This is a genomic window from Imperialibacter sp. (genome assembly GCF_040222385.1).
Classification (GTDB): Bacteria; Bacteroidota; Bacteroidia; order Cytophagales; family Cyclobacteriaceae; genus Imperialibacter.
In genome coordinates, this window is record NZ_JAVKDF010000040.1 from 66636 (window position 1) to 83581 (window position 16946).

The 16946-nt window shown below is 41.4% G+C and carries 13 protein-coding genes; 6 read left to right on the forward strand and 7 right to left on the reverse strand.

Translation table 11 applies throughout. The features are described from left to right. Window positions 1–359: 359 nt before the first annotated feature. From RIG68_RS21515 to RIG68_RS21530, 4 genes are all read right to left on the reverse strand, one after another. The gene (locus tag RIG68_RS21515) at window positions 360–1502 is read right to left on the reverse strand and encodes a GumC domain-containing protein (protein WP_350127079.1); all 1143 of its coding nucleotides are present in this window, start codon (window positions 1500–1502) and stop codon (window positions 360–362) included. 10 nt (window positions 1503–1512) lie between these two features. Further along, window positions 1513–4305: an SLBB domain-containing protein gene (locus RIG68_RS21520; RefSeq protein ID WP_350127082.1), complete on the reverse strand. Its 2793-nt coding sequence runs from the start codon at window positions 4303–4305 to the stop codon at window positions 1513–1515. Between the two features lie 197 nt (window positions 4306–4502). Then, window positions 4503–6152 (reverse strand): capsule assembly Wzi family protein, encoded by a 1650-nt coding sequence (locus RIG68_RS21525; RefSeq protein ID WP_350127085.1) that lies wholly within the window; start codon window positions 6150–6152, stop codon window positions 4503–4505. Window positions 6153–6401: 249 nt separating this feature from the next. Next, on the reverse strand, window positions 6402–7217 hold the full coding sequence (locus tag RIG68_RS21530) for a class I SAM-dependent methyltransferase (RefSeq protein WP_350122022.1): 816 nt from the start codon (window positions 7215–7217) through the stop codon (window positions 6402–6404). A gap of 185 nt (window positions 7218–7402) precedes the next feature. Between RIG68_RS21530 and RIG68_RS21535 the strand changes: the two genes are divergently transcribed. Continuing rightward, window positions 7403–8833, forward strand: a complete 1431-nt coding sequence (locus RIG68_RS21535; protein WP_350127088.1) for a flippase — start codon at window positions 7403–7405, stop codon at window positions 8831–8833. A 14-nt stretch (window positions 8834–8847) separates the two neighbouring features. Then, window positions 8848–9759 carry a glycosyltransferase family 2 protein gene (locus RIG68_RS21540; protein ID WP_350127090.1) on the forward strand — a complete coding sequence of 304 codons (912 nt, stop codon included), beginning with the start codon at window positions 8848–8850 and terminating at the stop codon, window positions 9757–9759. On the opposite strand, the gene RIG68_RS21545 is transcribed toward RIG68_RS21540, so the two are convergent. The 3 genes from RIG68_RS21545 to RIG68_RS21555 all read right to left on the reverse strand — a co-directional run bounded on the left by RIG68_RS21545 (window position 9720) and on the right by RIG68_RS21555 (window position 13439). Beyond that, window positions 9720–11429 carry a capsule assembly Wzi family protein gene (locus RIG68_RS21545; RefSeq protein WP_350127093.1) on the reverse strand — a complete coding sequence of 570 codons (1710 nt, stop codon included), beginning with the start codon at window positions 11427–11429 and terminating at the stop codon, window positions 9720–9722. The genes RIG68_RS21540 and RIG68_RS21545 overlap by 40 nt on opposite strands. A 232-nt stretch (window positions 11430–11661) precedes the next feature. After that, window positions 11662–12276, reverse strand: coding sequence for a hypothetical protein (locus RIG68_RS21550; RefSeq protein ID WP_350127096.1), 615 nt, complete (start codon window positions 12274–12276; stop codon window positions 11662–11664). A 41-nt stretch (window positions 12277–12317) separates the two neighbouring features. Continuing rightward, complete coding sequence (locus RIG68_RS21555) at window positions 12318–13439, reverse strand: glycosyltransferase (protein ID WP_350127099.1); 1122 nt, start codon at window positions 13437–13439, stop codon at window positions 12318–12320. A gap of 73 nt (window positions 13440–13512) precedes the next feature. Here RIG68_RS21555 and RIG68_RS21560 point away from each other — a divergent pair, with 73 nt between their 5' ends. Genes RIG68_RS21560 through RIG68_RS21575 form a run of 4 tightly spaced genes read left to right on the forward strand, consistent with a single transcriptional unit; the run spans window position 13513 to window position 16945 of the window. Beyond that, on the forward strand, window positions 13513–14475 hold the full coding sequence (locus RIG68_RS21560; protein ID WP_350127102.1) for a glycosyltransferase family 2 protein: 963 nt from the start codon (window positions 13513–13515) through the stop codon (window positions 14473–14475). Next, a complete protein-coding gene (locus RIG68_RS21565; protein WP_193218024.1) occupies window positions 14468–14632 on the forward strand; it encodes a hypothetical protein in 165 nt (54 codons plus the stop codon). Before RIG68_RS21560 ends, RIG68_RS21565 begins: the two co-directional genes overlap by 8 nt. A gap of 23 nt (window positions 14633–14655) precedes the next feature. Continuing rightward, a complete protein-coding gene (locus RIG68_RS21570) occupies window positions 14656–15798 on the forward strand; it encodes a glycosyltransferase family 4 protein (RefSeq protein ID WP_350127105.1) in 1143 nt (380 codons plus the stop codon). Then, on the forward strand, window positions 15779–16945 hold the full coding sequence (locus RIG68_RS21575) for a glycosyltransferase family 9 protein (RefSeq protein ID WP_350127108.1): 1167 nt from the start codon (window positions 15779–15781) through the stop codon (window positions 16943–16945). The genes RIG68_RS21570 and RIG68_RS21575 overlap by 20 nt, the downstream gene beginning before the upstream one ends. Window position 16946 lies beyond the last annotated feature (1 nt).

Here is a 16946-nt window from a genome sequence, read left to right on the forward strand (position 1 = left end):
TCTTATCATCATGAATATTAAGCTGGAATCGAAATTCGGAGTCGTGTTACACCGGCCCTTAATTATCCAAAATTAGTGCAAAAGTCTTCACTTTTAGAATCACTGGAATCGTTGTCAAGTTTGTTTTTAAAACCGTAACCTCGTTCAGAAGGTTTGATATAAACCGAACTGAAAAATGTACCCAACTCTTCGGCTAAGTTTTGAAGATGTGCTTCTGTGTCGGAATTGCTGAAAAACTTAATCAAAGGGCTCAAATTGGTTTTCGAAGTGATGTGAGACCATGGCTCTAGCATTTTTGAGTAACAAAATTACTCGATTGTTAAAACAATCCAATAGTATTGAAACTTTCACATCATGAATCAATTTGTCTTCGAGATTGCCAGCTCTTTGAAATAGGAAACAAGTAACATCAATACCAGTGTAAGAAAGCCGAACACAGCGCCAACTCCTGTATAAAGAGTAATTATCTTGCTCGCCTTAGGCTCCGACGGGCTTCCGGGAATTGAAACGGGTTCGAACTCTGAAAAAAGAGGAGTTTCTTTTTTGACTTGAATTTGAGCCTGTTCAAGTTGATTGGACAAAGTATTGTAAATATTGAAGGCTAGATTATACTCAAAAGTAAGATATTGCTCTCTTGATTCTGCCAGCTTGGTCATCCTGCCCTGATTGGAATCCCGAAACGTTGCCAACTCTTTTTGGGCCTTTAAATATTCGATTTCCGCCTCCGCTTTTCTTTCACCAATGAACTCCAAGTCTAACCGAAGCTTTTCTGTTTTGTAGTTGGAAAGGTAAGTTATGAGTTTTTCAATCACTATAGTGTTCAACTGTGCGGCAACATTTCTGTCAGGCATTTTAACTGTTAGCGAAATGATTCTTCCATCGCTAGCAATGCTTATCCGTCTTTTAAGTTGAGCCATAACTTTTTTTTCCTCTCCAGACAAAATCAGTATGGAAGGATAGTTTTCCATTTTCTTTCTGACATGTTTGGGAGTTACGAGCTTTTTCTTCTTTGCAAATCCCAGAAGAATCTTGACGTTTAAAGGGAAGTCCTTCAAATAGTCTGCTGCTGTAGCAAAGAAGTGCTTTGGCTCTGGCTGAAGGAAAAATTCGTAAAGAGACAGCTTCCTTTTTCTTCCAAACTGGAATTCCTCGTCCATTAATTCCAGTAAGAAGGGACTACTTCGAAGAATCTGAGGGTACATGTCGGACTCCAAACCTCCAGAGCCTCCGCCGCTGGACTTTCGGTTTGTTCGAACGCCTGCCAAGCCGATAAGGTCACTAAGCCCGCCAGCAGATCCATCATCACCCCCTTCCGATAAAATTTCAACTGTAGCCTCGTATTCTACAGGTGTGGTATTTGCGACAATCACTCCTATAATTAGAAAAAGAACTATCGAAACTGCCAGGTAAATCTTTCTGTTATAAAACAGCCAGAAAACATCAAGCAGAGCAATTTCTTCTCCAGAAAACGTCTCTCTAACGGTAATTTTTTTATTCCTCATAAAAAGCTTATCAATTGCGAAGCACCTGAGAATTTATCAGTAAATAAAGCGTCAGGAAGCTTGTAGACAGGCCTACAATTTCCTGAATCGAAATAGGTCTACGTGCTGGCGCAAGGGGAACTATAATTTCTGCTCCTGGCTCAATTTGAGGATAAAATCTAAACCCGAAAAACCTTTTTGTTCGCTTTACTTCTCCGTTTGCATAAACAACGTAAGATCTTTTTCTACTAGCTACCTCCGAGAAGCCGCCTGCATTTCCAATATATCCCTTTAATCCTTTACCAGTTTCATATCGAGTTGTTGTTGGGTAAAGTACTTCACCCCTTAGTCGCACAGTTTGTAACTCTTTTGGAATGGTTAGTAGATCGCCATCTTTCAATATCAAATCATAAGGAGAACCCGGGTTCTTAATAATCTCATTAAGATTTATCCCCACCAATTCTGCCTCTTTTGCTTTCATTTCCTTCTCCTTGACCGCACCGGTACGAATAAGTCTTTCTGTCCTGGCCTGTTCGAGAAGCTCGTCATCGGATTGATTTAATTCACTCATCAATAGGGCTTCTTTACCCTTGGTGACATTTGCATCCACTCTCTCGAGCATTTTCCTCTCAGATTCGATATTTTCCGCATCCTTTCTAACGGTGTTTGCCTGCAAATCCGTCAATTTCTCCAACCTTATTTCTTCTTCTGGCTTAGGCTCATAATATTCTGTCCTCCTCAGAAGCGTTGCACCCTTGGCATAAGCAAATTGATTTAAACCGCCAGCTCGCTTTACAAGGTCTGATATTCTCATTGTGACGATGTCGAGAGCATATTCTCCCGGATAATTAACCTCGCCTTCAATGGTCACCAACTTTTGTTCCTGATAACCAAGGCTTTTTCGAACAAAAACATGATCGAACGGACTTAAAGTAATCTCTCTTTCTTCATCGGCAATTGACAAATTATTGTTGACCGGAAGAGTAATAATTGAGGCTATTTTTCCAGAATTATCGTTGCTAACTCTTCTAGCAATCTCTATAATTGAGTTGGCTGCTGATTCTTTCAAACCCCCTGCTCTAATTAGTAAATCACCGATTGTCATGTTTTCGGCATATGGGTAGTTTCCCGCTTTATTAACCTCGCCGCTAACTTCCACAGAGTATTCTTCCCGAAGGTCAAAAATGCTCACAATACTCAGCAAATCTTCGTTTTGTAAAGTAAGGTCGTCAGCTAGCCCTTCCAGGATGGCACCCAAATCTATGGAAGCAGCTTTCAGAGTGAAGTTCTCGGAGGTCCTGTATAAGGTTGCCCGGCTTAAAAACGCATCCCCTTGCAGTCCCCCTGCTTTCTTTATTAGCTGTGAGACGGTCAATCCTTCAGTTAATTCATATTGTCCCGGACGAACGACAGGGCCTTGCACTTGAACACGGTTTGAAAATCTGTCCTGGATTTCTCCGATGGTAAAAACATCTCCATCTCTGGGAAAGAATTGTTGCTGTAGGGCCTTGTCAAGGGTTTCAACGGTTTTCATTTCTTCGCCCATTCTGGTAACGGTTATCATATCAGTGTAAGCCAATTCAGTAAAGCCACCCGAGAAGTAAATCAAGTCCTCCAATGTCTCATGAGGCCTCATCTCAAAAAGTCCTTGTATTCTGGTAGCCCCTATAACTTCAACTCTATTTGAAATGGGTCTTGTGAGGATGACGTCATTGTCTTCCAGCCTTACATTAGTGCTGTCGTCGCCTTTGGTTAAGAATGGGTATGTGTCGACCTCGGTAACGAGTTTACCTGATCGGTACACCTGAATATGACGAAATGTACCATTGGTAGTCGGGCCACCAGCTGCATAAAGGGCGTTGAATACTGTAGACATGGAGGGCAGTGAATAAGTGCCAGGACTCTTCACCTCTCCAACAATATTCACTTTGATCGTCCTTACATTTCCGACCGTTAGTGACAGAAATGTGTTAGGATTATTTCCTCTCAGCCCCGAATAATAGCTGCCTAGTTTACCAGTAAGTGATGAGATAGCGGCATCAACAGACAAACCGCCGATATGTATCAACCCGATAAATTTCATGTTGATTTTGCCATCCGGAGTAATGATCTCTTTGAAGCTATCCGTTGTCGCACCGTAAATATTTATTATAACCTCGTCTCCAGGCCCTAAAATATAGTTTTTAGGCGTAGGCATATTCAAATTCGGAGAAAAATCGAGGGGCTTATTGTGAAAAATAGAATATCCAAAAATCTTCTTCTCAAGGTCGTTTAGTTCGTAGCCCAAGCTATCACGACCCGTTATCGATTCAAACAGGTTATCGCTGCCAAACCTTTGAGTCTTCCGCAATGCTTCGGCTGAAGATTCTTGTCTTTTCTCTCTTCTGAGTCTCACATTGCTAACTTGTATTACTCTTCTTTCAAATTTCGCATGCTCAGCAGGGAGCATCCCTCTTTGGCGTGCCAAAGCAATCAATCGATCTTGTGAAACGCCCAAGCTCTCCGCTTTTATCAAAAGATCTTCAATTTGTTGATCAGTCAGCAAATCGACTTTAATCGAGCCCAAATCCCCAAAGGACTGCGACTTCAGATCGTTTGGAGCCAGAATGACGATCAGAAGAAAGATTATTGAAGCTAATTTAAACAACCCTTGCAACCGAGAAAAGGATATACCTAATTTTACTAATTTCATTAAATGTTTTGAGTTTTCGTTTAAGAGAAACACTTTCTTTTCTATTTCTGCCGAGCAGGGCTTATTACCAATGCCTGGTTGTAAACGGTCGCAAATATAAATAATTATAACAAGAGTGCGCAGAATTCCCATATTTCTGAGGTTTCATTGCTTTTACCTTATTCGCTGGTCAAAGTTGCCCTCAATCTGCCGGCGCAAAATTAGCCCATTGTGTCCGAACGGGTTGTCTCAGCTCTTCCGAGTTTACTCTTCTCTTCAATTTCAATTGGAGCGCATCGAAGATGTGCGAAGTTGCTGCAACCAAATTACATGGCAATTTATTGGTAAGCCTACCTGCCGAAACGGTAAACGGTATTGACATTTACAAAGGCATTAAACTTTCTCTCGCCCCTCGGAAGCACTGCATTCTCTTCGCCAGGCCGAAAGCCCCATTGATAATTGTTGGAATTGACAAAGGAGAGGTTGGTGCTTATGAAGAACCTGTTGAAGCTTCTGTCAAAGAGCAGCGCAGCTGAGGTATCTACCCATGGAGAATGAAGAGGATTGTAACTAAACGCCACATTATAAAAATCGTTATTATGAGTAAGCCTTTCTATTCGCATTCCAATCTTATTTAATCCACCTACCCAACTTACCTCCAACGACTGTAGGTTACTCCCAGGCCCGATTCCAGCGCCAATCACTTGCCCAAGATGCGTAAAGCCGTTGGTAACTTGCGAATGGAGGTACCAACTCTTCGCATCTCTATTGATATAATTGCTGGACTGCTGCAGCTGTGTAAGCTCTGCATTCAGTTGAAGGTAACGATCCTTCCCAGGCAATGCAAAAAGCTTAGAAAAACCAAGGATGTATGCCCTTGAGTGCTCAGGAGTCATAATAAAATCCCTCAGGTTCCAGGATGCGTCATTGCGGCCGTATTCTGCATACAACTCAGCTTGCACCTTTTTCCAAACCCATCTAAAATACACTGAAATCATTTGATCCCTGTTAAGCAAATCGTCGGAAACCGGATCGTTGGCTTTAAAAATATTTAGTATGCCCGGAAAATAATCTTTGTTCCTTTTGGTGTCGCCAAAGTATTGTTGAAAAACTCTGGAGGCTCCAAAGTGAAAGCCAGAGAACCACGATGGAGAATAATTAAAGGTGAATCCAGATAAATACCTCCAATCATCTATCGGATTCAAATAAAGCGGACTGACAATCTGCGTTGGCAAATAGCCAGAGGCTTCGAGCTTTCCCACCAGTGTCTGAAATTCAAAGGTTCCTATCAATGTCTCGATTGGTTTGGTGGTTTTTAACCCCAAGTGATAAAAGCCAGGGGCATTGTTGCTGAAAATCAAGGCGTTTCTCTTTCCCGGTCCCCACCAGATGTTCTGAGAAGAAGCTCCAATAAAAACTGGCCCCAGGTTGAGACCAGCAAAGCTTTGTCCAGGGTGAAACCTATAGTAAGCGCCTTGACCAAATCTCTCAGGCGAATCTATATAATTATAGGTGTACCGGTAGTAAAAGGGCAGCACATAGGGGTTGGTAAAACCTTGATACGCTTGGTTTGCCGACCAAACTGCTTCAGGACGTAGCTGCACTTGAAAGGGCCCAGCTTTAAGATAAAATCCTCCTGAGATGTAAGACTGGAAGCCCCTGGAAGGGATCATCAAACCATCGTTCCACCCATATGGATTAGTAGTGTTCAATTGAGTAGTTAATTCAAAAGGGAGTAACTCTATGCGAGCCTTAGACTTCTTCCCACTGAAAACAATACCACTAAATGCATAGAGCTTTGTCGCTGAATCTGCTAAATAAACCTTACTGCTAAATGGCCGAATATTAAAGGATGGCCTAATCAAAGTATCTCCCAATAGCTGTAGACGCCGTATTCGCTCCTCAAAGGATTTAAAGCCAGTAGGCATATCTTGAGCATTGACTACAAAGGAAATAGCCAACGTTACTATGAAGCCAAAAACTTTTATTCCCTTTTTCATTAGCCTATTTCTCGTTAGCGTGTTGAAAAGCAATGCCACCAAAACCTCAAACTTTGCCTGTCTTTCCTGCTAAGTAGTATTGAAGCAAAACACCTCAAGATACTCATGTGCACCGACCTTGTTTCAAATTAGCGTTGCCAAGATATAAATCCCACAGAAAAGCTTAGACGATATTGTCATCTACCTTTCCGGCGGGCAAATTTGAAAGCAACAATGGCAGATGGGTTTCATCAAACTATAACAGAACTTTCAGTATTTTGGTGGTTCCAGCTTCCAGGAACCCTCCTTAGCCACTGTAACTAACACTTCAAGCTCTTCAGAGAAAATATAACTTGTATTTCCAATTGATGAGAGGATCTTATAAATGCCTTCAACAGGGGTTTCCCATGAATACTGCTTATAGTGATACCTCTTAATATTCACGTGAAAGTCATCCGACAAAAGGTGGAAGTATTTTCTTATCTCTTTTGCAGAATACTCTTTCCAATGGTGGCCATACGTAACCCTCTCAAATATCTCCCCAACGCCAACACCAATCCCCGTCATAGTCAATAAGTTTTTTATGCTTCTGACGATGCTCATCAAAGTCAAAGAATTAGGTGTCGATATATAAATGATCCCTCCAGGCCTTATTATCTTATGAACACTCTTCCAAAATGAAATGGGGTTGAATGTTATGTGCTCCATAATCTCGGTAAAAAGAATCAAGTCGTACCTGGAATCAACGCCTTCCATGGACGTCAACTGTTCGAGATCGTTTTCAACTATCCCTACTATCCCAAAGCCTTTTTCTCTCTTCCTGACAAATTCAAGATCCCAAAAAGGACTTACATCCATAGCGTCTATCTGGTAGCCCAGTTTGGTAAGAATCATGGAAGAATGTAAATAGTGGCTGCCTATTTCCAAAATTTTGCTGCCTGGCGGCATTACCTTTACTACCGAAGACGCCATTCTCCGATACCTGCGTTTGTGGTAATTGAAATATTCCAGGTCGCTTTCTTTTTCTTCAGCAAGTTGAGAATGCACCTCTTCTATTGCTTTTTCGACGTCAATAACTGACCTCATTAAGTTGCTTTATAAAGTTTATCCCGCAAGGAAATAATTTGTGAGGGTAAATATCTAAAGCTTTTTGTATTTATGTGACTTAAATTGAAAATAGATGATCCAATGGTAGTCTGAGAGAACAGACCTATTCAGTTTCCTTGAAAGATTTTCATCTAATGTCGGGTTGGGAGTCGCCTCCTCTAGCTATGAAAAGAAACTATTTTTATAATCTTATTTTTTCATTTTCGAATATCCTTTTTCCTATCATAACCTTTCCGTACGTGTCAAGGATATTGGGGCCCTCTGGCATTGGAAAGGTGCAGTTTGTCACTTCCTTCTCTCAGTACTTTACTCTTATAGCAGCGCTGGGCATCCCCGTATACGGTATTCAGGTAATTGCAGCGGCAAAAGGCGATTTTTTTAAACTTTCAAAGGTCTTTTCTGAGTTGACAAGCATATACATAATTACCAGTTTGTTGCTTTCATTAGCCTATTTTGCCCTAATTTTTTCGGTTCCTTTTTTTGGCAACCAGTTTCAACTGTTTCTATTTGCAGGTTTAATAGTGGTTCTGAGTTTTACTTCAATCGAATGGTTCTACTCAGGCCTCGAAGATTTCAAGACCATTGCTGTCAGATCCGTCGTCATAAAATCGATAGCACTTGTACTTACTTTCACGTTCATAAAGGAAGCTGACGATTACCTGGCCTATTTACTTATTGTTCTATTCACAATACAGGGAAGTCACTTCCTGAATGTGGTCTTGCTGAGAGGAAAAGTCTCTTTGTCATTTTCAGGTTTAAATCTAAAAAGACATCTCAAACCTCTTCTGTTTATCTTTAGCACTACCGTAGCCGCAAGCATGTATACTGTGCTTGACACGGTCATCCTTGGCTTCCTAACAAGCGACGAGTCTGTTGGTCTATACACAGCTGCTGTCAAGCTGACAAGGATCACTATTCCGATCGTGATTTCATTGGGTGCCATATTAGTGCCCCAGGTTGCACGGGCACTTGCAAGAAATGAGCAGGAAGACATGAAGGTAATGGTCAACAAAGCTTTTGGTTTTGTCTTACTTCTGGCTATACCAATTAGCGTGGGACTTCTGCTGCTGGCCCCCGAATTTATTGAAGTGTTTTCAGGTGAGGGATTTTTACCTGCAGTGCCAAGCATGCAAATACTTTCAATATTACCTCTTCTTGTTGGTCTCGGGCATCTATTTGCCTTTGTTATTTTGGTTCCTGCTGGCTTTCACAAAGAAGTGTTTTACTCCGTAGCACTCGGTTTGGGCCTTTGCCTTGCCCTTAATTTTGTTTTGATCCCAGCCTTTCTGGAAGTCGGCGCTTCAATTGCCAATGTTCTAACCGAAGTGGTTGTCACCTGTTCCTACCTTTATTTTATTCAAAGGAACTTTCGCCTTTCATTTAACTGGATGCCCTCCCTTAAGTCGATTCTCTGCGCTTCACTGTTTGTCCCCATTATATTTGGGCTACGGCTGTTATCTTTAAGTGCGGCACTTACACTAACATTGTCAATAGGGTCCTGTGTACTTGTCTACATGACTTTGCAAATGCTCGTGCTAAAGAACGTGCTCATGATGGATTTATGGCAGGCCGTAATGAAAAAGCTTAACCTCTGATGCCTCGAAGGGTTATGAAAGCAAGAAAAGTTTCTGTGGCTATGGCGACATTTAACGGCGGTGCATTTCTGGCCGAACAGATTAACTCGATAGTCAACCAAAGCCTACCCCCCTCAGAAATTGTAGTCTGTGATGACTTATCCCAGGACAACTCTGCGGAAATTCTTAAGAGTTACGAATCGTCAGGCTACCTGCGCTACATTCCCAACGAATTGCGGCTCGGCATTATTGAAAATTTCAAAAAGGCCGTTTCCCTAACTGAAGTTCAAAACTACATTGCATTTTCGGATCAGGATGACATTTGGATGCCGCACAAGCTGGAGATGTTGTTACATCGCATGAGCGAAATAGACGATGGAACCACTCCAGCCTTGGTGTATTCAGACTTGGCTGTAATTGACAAAAAAGGTAAAGTGATTAGAGAATCGTTTTGGAACGAGCTTGGACAGGACACCTATGTTCACTGTTTCGAAACACTGTTACACGGAAATTTTGTTACCGGCTGTAGCATGTTGATAAATCCGCCAATGCGAAAGCTATTTCTCGAAATGCCCTCCTCCGCACCAATGCACGACCATTGGATGGCTTTAATTGGATATAGTTTCGGCACAGCATCCAAAATTGACCTGCCGCTTGTAAAGTATAGAAAACATGGCAGCAATGCTGCCTTTTCAGCTTCTCACTTAAAAAAAACTGCTTTCAGACGACGACTACAAAATCTTAAATTGTTAGTTACCGGGGATCAAAACTATTTAAAGAGTGAGATAGCAATCGCTTCGCTTTTTTTAGAAAAGTTCAAACCATTACTGTCAAAAAAACATCATACTCTGTTACTCCTTCTCTCACAATTAAGAGGACGTTCCTTCTTGAAAAAGAAAGTTTCACTTCATTTGGCCCTTCGCGGCCCGGGAAGAAAAGAGAAGTAGTTCTTATTCCACTGGAGCGGGATTGTGCAGGAAATAGCAGGGTGAAAATTTGTCACATCACGTCCATTGCGGAACCAAGGCAAATCAGGGTCAAACACTAGTTCCCACTGATAGTTAATTGACCTGACATAGACAGCTTTTGCGGATAACAATATGTTAGAAATTTTCCAATCGATATGTAGCCCTGCTGTAAAATCGATCCAATGTCTTCTATAATCGCCTGTTCGGGAAAAAGCATATAGCATCCAGTCATTGTCATGTGTGATTCTTTCTAACTGGATACCTATTCTATTAATCCCCCTTATCCAACTGAAATCCAAATACTGCGAGTTGCCCCCTGGCCCAATTCCTGCGCCGAGAAGCTGGCCCTTGTTAGTAAACCCTTGACGAATATAGTCGTCGGAATACCAACTATCCGCATCAAAAATTCCTTCCCTTTGTGATTGTTGTAACTGAGTGACCTCTATTTGGAACTGCAAGTACTGTTTGTTCCTTAAGGGGAACAACTTAGTGAGACCCAGAGTATAGCCTCTGTTTTTTTCGGGCTCCTCAAGCCATCTCCTGAATTTTCTAGGTTTCCCATGGTTGCCGTATTCAGCGTAGATCTCTGCTGATTCTGGTTGAAAGACCCACCTCAAAAAAACAGAAGATTGCTGACTACTGTTTGATTGCCCAATTATTGGAGCCTCAAAGGGGTTTTCTTTCCTGTTAAAGACTGGAATAAAATCTTGAAAGTGCGCTAAATCGTCATGATAGAGCTGCTTTGTTTTATTGTAGCCGAGGAAAAGCCCTTTGACCCATTTTGGCTGCCACGAAAAGTTAATCCCCGAAATATATCTCCATTTATTTCTTTTAGGAGAAAAAAGAGTTGCTCCATAATATGTTCTGGCCTGCTGCGGCAGGGGTTTTCCGGAGTTTTCTATTTTCCCTGCAATAAATTGCCCTTCGAAATTGCCGATTGCAGTAACCACCGGTGCGTTTGTTTCCAAAAATAAATGGGGGAATCCCTGCGCATTGTTGCTCAATATTATTGCGTTTCGATGACCAGGCCCCCACCATAGGTTTTGGGTTGATATACCCACGGAAAAGTGGTCAAAGCTGTATTTCACGAGGGACTGACCCGGAAGAATTTTGTTGTATTTTCCGTTTGTCAGTTTTTCAGGTTGGTCTATTCTGTTCCACCAAATATACCTCCACATCCAAATGATGTCGTAGTGCACCGAAGGAAACCCATCGTAGTCGAGGTCCCGTGCGAAAATGTATTCCGGCCGTAATTGAGTAGTCAATCGTCCATACTTAATATGCAGCCCGAAGCTTAGAAGATTTTGAGCGCCGACAGCTGGTATAATAGCTCCATCATTGCCACCATAAGGAATTTTTGTGTTGCTCTGAAAGCGATTTTGCAGAGGAAGGACAGCTACCTTAAATTTCTCTTGATCAAAAACCGAATTCCCTTCCCACAGATACCGGACATCGTTAATGTAAGACGAATCGTCATTTATAAAAGACAGTGATCGCCTGGAAAAAGAGTACTTATCCGAAATCTCTCCCAGTAATTGGCCTCGTCTCAAATAGTCCTCGACAGCACCATAACCCACAACAGGAATCGACTGCCCAAAAACTTGATTGAACAAACATAAACTCAGAAGCCAGAAAAGATACTTTCTCACATTAAATGTACTTTGGGCATGATGCTACTATATGAGCTGGCATAACAATTAAAATATCTATTCTATTCATCTTCATTCAATAGTAGCAAGACTCATCTTGATGTATTCGTAACAGTACGAGTGCTTACTCTCTTTTAACTACTTGTATGTCAAAACAAACACACTAAGCCTCCAGCTTTCACACCAAATATTTCCCAGTAGAAAGAAGAATAGTAAATCATTTCAATATGGTCTAATTTAAAGTAAGCGTTTTCAAAGTCAAATTGTCTAGAGACCAGCTTTCGTCACATATGTCATTTGGAATAGGTTGGGTGAGCCTATCAAAAAATCTGATTTCCAGCTTACCTCCTGAATGACCAACCGTTTTACTGATTTGGTAAATACTAGTTCCATTACTGAGCTCAGAATAGTAACACAGCAACGGGAGGTCAGTCTTAAAAGCTCCGGTCTTCGGGTCATTCATCCTCCATCCGTTTTGAGGATAAGATTGTTGTATGCACCATAAAGCATTACATATCCCATTGGAAAAAGTGGTTTCGATGATTGACTGCCCGTCAACCAGCATCAACCACCAATCTGGCCCAGCAGGATACGATAAATTGCCATCCCAGGAATCATGAATAAACAGGTCAAAGGAAATAGTTACATAATTATGTTCGGGAAGGCTGTCCAGTTCTACAGAAAATCCATCGTCAAAGTAATTTCCAATTACCTGATTTCCATTATAATTCATTAGCTTACCTCCGACAATATTATCCATATTGGTACTCTCAAAATCGTTGAAAAATACAATAGCGTCATTTTTCACCGTGGGTTCACACGAAACAAAAAAGATCGCAAAACCCATCCACCAAGAGTATTTAATTGATAGTGACATAGTCCCGATAACTAATTCCGCAGCTTCTTTTTTGCAACTTTATTAAAAGTTTCAATGTACTGGTTGCTCACATTGTCCCAGTTGTACTTAGCTGTCAGCCCTTGCCGGACAACGACCCTAAACTCATTCGCCAGCTTTTCATCCATATCCAACACTTCTATTTTTTCCACCACTGAGTCAGCGTTTTTTTCGAAAAAAAGCCCATACTTGTCTACACCAAGTACTTCTCGACTAAATGGCGTATTCAAAGCCAATATACAACATCCATAGGCCATTGCTTTGAGTAAAGTGGGGTTGGTTCCTCCAAATTCGTGACCATGCAAGTACACGAAGGCATTGTGATAAAGCTCGGCCAATTCCTCTGGATCTGTCACATATCCTGTAAATAGTAACCTGTCATCACTTTCAGCCATTGATTTAATGTTTTTGGCATAGTTGTCTTTGTAGGGCACGTCACCAACAATGACAAGTTTTCTTTCAGAGTTCGAGCGTAGAAAACCCTCTACCAAGAGGTCAGCGTTGTTGTCAGGTATAAGACGGCCTACAATTAGAAAATATTCTCCTTTAGTAAGGCCCCACTTCGATATTTTAGAGGGATCAATAGATTCTCTAACATTCGCTCCGTACGCAATAACAACTGATTCTCTTTTAAACAGATTTAGATATACCCTCCTCATTTCATCAGAATCATTGACCAACTGATCATATAGCTTTGTGGAAAGCCAGGATGCAAAATAAAAGTAGCTGGCACCTAATCCCTTCCATTTCGGGCGCAGCCATTCCAACCCATCAACATTAATAACGGTCTTCTTTTGGAACAACCTGGTTAGTAGGCCAAATGGCCCATTTGCAGAGTTAACAACAAATATCACGTCTACGTTACTAAAGCATGCATGTACAACCGAAAGAAAGGAATGGGTTAGCTGACTAAGCACTTTTGTCTCCAATGAAGGCAGGTAAACCAAATCGATGCCTTTGAGCCTTTTAGGCTTATCTTTGAAAAGATTTTTGTGACAATAGACAGTAACCTCGATGCCCCTGTCGACCAACCTTTCAGAAAGTTCTTTTACAAGGGTTTCATAACCACTATAAACGTATGGATAACCCCTTGAACCAATGATTGCAACCCTCATTCGAAAAATCAAGTTTTATTTTTTATCAAAAAGAATCTCACTTTTGCGCATTATTGCATTGTAACAATCTTTCATGAATCCGATAGTTTCAGCTATTTACGTTAATCACAACACCTCAGCCCTTTTGCTGGAATCGGCATCCTCGCTGATTGAAAAAAGCGTCTCGTCTTCTTTCGAAATTATAATCATCGACAATGCCTCCAACGAAAAAGAAAAATCGATTTTAAGGTCAGCGTCTCAAAAAAAAAAGACTCAAAATATCAGACTTATATTTTCTGAGGTAAATCTCGGATTCGGCAAAGCTAACAATCTAGGGGCAAAACATGCTTCGGGAAAATATCTTTTCTTTATCAACCCAGACACGTTGATTTTGAACGATGTTCTCGAAATTTTCGTCAGCTTTATGAGGGATTCTGGGCCCACCGTAGCTGCATGCGGAGGAGGCCTACTAACAAAAAACCTTCAGCCAAATCATTCTTATGGTAACTTCCCCGGCATACTGCTTGAAGTTTGTAATATAGGGCTTGGACTTAGTTTTCTTCTGAATGGATACTATGAAAGAAAAATAGCGATTGGTGCTAAAGTGCATGGGAGTGGAAAATTACAGGTTCCATATATTGTAGGCGCAGATGTTTTTATAAGAAATGAACTCTTTTGGAAGGTGGGTGGCTTCGACGAAAACTACTTCCTGTACTATGAAGAAACTGACCTTTTTCTTCGCCTCAGCAAACTGGGGTTAACCTCTTACATACTCCCAGAAGCCAAAATTATTCATTTTGAAGGTGGGGCAGTAGGGAATAGTCAATCTAATACCTTCAACAGGTTTAAGCATGAAGTGCTTTTAAGAAGTAAACTTTATTATTATAAGAAGTCGTACCCAGCAGCTTATTTGCCAGTTGTAAAGACGCTTATTTTCTTTCAAATACTGGTTCAGTTCTTAAAAGGCAGGATGGGTAACGATATTAAGTCACTGATTCGTTCCTACCTTACTAGCATTTCGCAAGCCAACGCTCAAAACAGCGTGACAAATGAGTAGAGTCAAAACAATACTGGAGGAATCCACCAACAAGCCGCTTCAGGCCATGCTTCCTTCCAAGGCTTATCTCGATCTTCTCATCAGGAAACGAGGAAGTGAGGAGCCTGAGATGAGACAGGTTTATGATCTCTTCAATCGACCATCTTCTTTTGAATGATAATATGAAAAAATGCAATCCGGATGAAACTGGCAATTGATACTCACCATCTTCTTACTGAAAAGGCAGGCACCAGGAGAGTGACCGAAAATTTGCTTGAGCAACTAAAAGCAGCGCCCAATACAGAGCTGCTCGAGTTTCAGCCAGGATACACGGTAAAAAAAGGCTCCGGTCTACTCGTCAAACTCCGAGGCCACGCACTTCGATTTTTTTGGGTGCATATTCAACTGCCGTTTCTGTGCGCTAAACATAGGGTTGATTTCTTGCTTTCTCCTGAATTTAATACCCCACTTTTCACAACCTGTCCACGAGCTGTGATTGCCCACGATGCTCACATGCGGGCTCAGCGAGAGTTTACCAGCACTTTATGGTTCTATTTCTACTATGTTCCATTTATAGAAGTTGCCATCAGAAGAGCTGACTTGATATTCACCGTTTCACAATTTGCTAAAAGACAAATCGTTGATTTAATGAGTTTGGACGAAAGGAAAGTTCATGTAGTATATAACGGAGTCGATCAACTATTTTTTAAAAGTACACCTAAGCTCAATTCAAAGCTTCCCGGTGGACTTGTAGCAGACCAATATATTCTTTTCGTTGGCACGTTTGAAGCAAGAAAAAATATCGGAAGGCTTCTTGAAGCTTTTAGCATATTGAAAATCAGACACACCGAATCACTTCAAAAATTAAAGTTGGCGATAGTAGGGCAATCTGCTTCCGGGAAGCACTCCGATAGCACTCGGCAAATACGATCGCTGATTAAGAGCCTAAATCTAACGAACGACGTAATACTTTGCGGGTATGTGACCGACGCTGAGCTGCCAATAATTTACCAAAACGCTAAGGTTGTGGCGTTTCCATCTTTGCACGAAGGGTTCGGACTCCCGATAATAGAAGGGTTTGCCAGCAATGTACCTGTATTAACCTCAAATCTGTGTTCAATGCCAGAAATAGCTGGAGACGCTGCCTTGTTGATCGATCCTTACGAAATAGACGATATCAGCAGCAAACTTGAAAGGCTACTTTTCGATGAGGCATTTCGCCAAGTGCTAACTACCGCCGGTACTGAAAGAGTGAAGGAGTTTACGTGGGAAAGATTCGGCTCAAAAGTGCTAGCAAAAATCACATCCTTTTTGAATAAAACAGATGTCAGCGCTGATACATAACAAAAAGAAAAGGCTACTGCTATATGCGGTTAATGCTGTTCTATGGCTATTTTTTCTGCCTAAGAATGTGTTTGGCAAAAGTGTGAAGTTTAAGTCCTTGCCAGCAAAGAAAATTCTATTGGTAAGGCTAGACTACATAGGTGATGTAGTTATGACGAGCCCCTCCTTTTCATTTATAAGGCACCGGTTTCCCAACGCCAAAATCACGCTATTGACTAACCCTTCCGCCAAGGTGCTTTTTAGTAAAGACCCAAGGATTGACGAAATCGATACTTTTAATTGGCCTTGGGGGCATTTGAGAGCAAATAACCGATTTAGCTTTTCCTTATTCAAAGAGTTATTCCACCTCGTTTTTCGCCTAAGAAGAAAGAAATTCGATTTGATGGTAGATTTTCGAGGAGACATGAGGTTTGCGTTACTATTCGGCTTCTTTACAGGCGCAAAGGTGCTGGTTGGTAACTCAAGGTCAGGAAACAAATTCATGCTGGACTACGCATCGGAATATGATGCCTCAAAACACGAACTGGAGAGGACTTTAGATGTATTGGCCTGTTTCGGGGAGATTCCTATAGTGAGTCACCCTGAGATATTTCTTTCAGACGAAGCGAAGCTTCTGGCAACAAAACATTTAGAGGAGCTTCTGGGTACAAGCTCGCTAAAAAAACTTGCTATGATTGCTCCTTTCTCTTCAAAAGATATTAAGTCCTGGCCCCTACCTTACTTTGAAGCAGTTATCAAGCACCTTTTAACCCTGGATTACAAAGTTGTTATAGTTGGAACAAGGGAAGACCAGGAAAATTCTGCATCACTTGCGAGTGTTTTTCCTTCAAAAGTGTACTCTTTGGCAGGCAAAACAAGTCTTAATGAGCTAGCTTGTATGACGTTAATTTCTACACTTGTGGTTGGAGTTGACACCGGTGTTCTGCACATAGCGTCTTGTTTTGACACTCCGATCATAGCCATTTTTGGACCAACACGCTCTTGTGAATACCGGCCTTATTCTAAATTTTCGATAGTAGTGGATAGTGGTGAATGCAAGTGCGATCAACTCACCCACGCAAAGTGTGATAGTCAAGTTAATGGCTATGCAAGATGCATGTTTGAACTAGGCCCACAGGCCGTAATAAGAGCTATTCAGAGCATATAAA